The sequence below is a fragment of the Pseudomonas sp. HLMP genome (genome assembly GCF_046365545.1).
GTDB classification, from domain to species: domain Bacteria; phylum Pseudomonadota; class Gammaproteobacteria; order Pseudomonadales; family Pseudomonadaceae; genus Aquipseudomonas; species Aquipseudomonas guariconensis_B.
On sequence record NZ_JBDLLR010000001.1, the window covers coordinates 4,616,127 to 4,618,087 of the forward strand.

Annotated in this window: 2 pseudogenes; both read left to right on the top strand. The window is 66.2% G+C overall.

The features are described 5' to 3' along the window. Positions 1-1,245 (top strand): annotated as a pseudogene (gene gcl / locus ABFA30_RS21365) (glyoxylate carboligase); the annotation flags it as partial. Further along, positions 1,243-1,961 (top strand): annotated as a pseudogene (locus ABFA30_RS21370) (NAD-binding protein); the annotation flags it as partial. The pseudogenes gcl and ABFA30_RS21370, both read left to right, overlap by 3 nt.

The window sequence follows — 1,961 nt, forward strand, 5'->3', positions numbered from 1 at the left end:
GGCGCCTCGCACATGGCCGAGGGCTACACCCGCGCCAACCCCGGCAACATCGGCGTGTGCATCGGCACCTCCGGCCCTGCCGGCACCGACATGGTCACCGGCCTGTACAGTGCCTCGGCCGACTCCATCCCGATCCTCTGCATCACCGGCCAGGCCCCGCGCGCACGCCTGCACAAGGAAGACTTCCAGGCCGTCGACATCACCAACATCGTCAAGCCGGTGACCAAGTGGGCCACCACCGTCCTGGAACCGGGCCAGGTGCCCTACGCCTTCCAGAAAGCCTTCTACGAAATGCGCACCGGCCGCCCGGGCCCCGTGCTGATCGACCTGCCGTTCGACGTGCAGATGGCCGAGATCGAATTCGACATCGACGCCTACGAACCCCTGCCGGTCCACAAGCCAGCGGCCAACCGCGTCCAGGCCGAGAAGGCCCTGGCCATGCTCAATGAAGCCGAGCGCCCGCTGATCGTCGCCGGTGGCGGCATCATCAACGCCGACGCCAGCGACAAGCTGGTCGAGTTCGCCGAACTGACCGGCGTGCCGGTCATCCCGACCCTGATGGGCTGGGGCACCATCCCTGACGACCACCCGCAGATGGTCGGCATGGTCGGCCTGCAAACCTCGCACCGCTACGGCAACGCCACCCTGCTCAAGTCCGACCTGGTGTTCGGCATCGGCAACCGCTGGGCCAACCGCCACACCGGTTCGGTCGACGTCTACACCGAAGGCCGCACCTTCATCCACGTGGACATCGAACCGACCCAGATAGGCCGCGTGTTCACCCCCGACCTGGGGATCGTCTCCGATGCCGGCGCCGCGCTGGATGCCTTCATCGAAGTGGCCCGCGAGTGGAAGGCCGCCGGCAAGCTCAAGAACCGCGGCGAGTGGCTGCAGGACTGCCAGCAGCGCAAGTCGAGCCTGCAGCGCAAGACCCACTTCGACAACGTGCCGGTCAAGCCGCAGCGCGTCTACGAAGAGATGAACCAAGTGTTCGGCAAGGACACCTGCTACGTCAGCACCATCGGCCTGTCGCAGATCGCCGGCGCGCAGTTCCTGCACGTGTACAAGCCGCGTCACTGGATCAACTGCGGCCAGGCCGGCCCGCTGGGCTGGACCATCCCCGCCGCCCTGGGCGTGGTCAAGGCCGATCCCAAGCGCAAGGTCGTCGCGCTGTCGGGTGACTACGACTTCCAGTTCATGATCGAAGAGCTGGCCGTGGGCGCGCAGTTCAACCTGCCCTACGTGGCCCAGGAAGCCGAGTTCATCATCGTCATGGTCCCCGACACCCCACAGGTCGAAGCCGTCCTGTTCGGTGAAAACGGCGTGGCCGAAGGCGTTGGCCCGAACAAGATCGTGATCGACATGAGCTCGATCTCGCCCACCGCCACCAAGGTCTTCGCCGAGAAGATCAAGGCCACCGGCGCCGCCTACCTGGACGCCCCGGTCTCCGGCGGTGAAGTCGGCGCCAAGGCCGGCACCCTGAGCATCATGGTCGGCGGCTGCCCGAACGCCTTCGAACGCGCCCTGCCGCTGTTCGAGGCCATGGGCAAGAACATCACCCGCGTCGGCGGCAATGGCGACGGCCAGACCGCCAAGGTGGCCAACCAGATCATCGTCGCCCTGAACATCCAGGCCGTCGGCGAGGCCCTGCTGTTCGCCGCCAAGAACGGCGCCGACCCGGCCAAGGTCCGCGAAGCGCTGATGGGCGGCTTCGCCTCCTCGAAAATCCTCGAAGTGCATGCCGAGCGCATGATCAAGGGCACCTTCGACCCGGGCTTTCGCATCAACCTGCACCAGAAGGACCTGAACCTGGCCCTGCAAGGCGCCAAGGAGCTAGGCATCAACCTGCCCAACACCTCCAACGCCCAGCAAGTGTTCAGCACCTGCGTCGCCCTCGGCGGCGGCAACTGGGACCACTCGGCGCTGATCAAAGGCCTGGAGCACATGGCCAACTTCTCGAT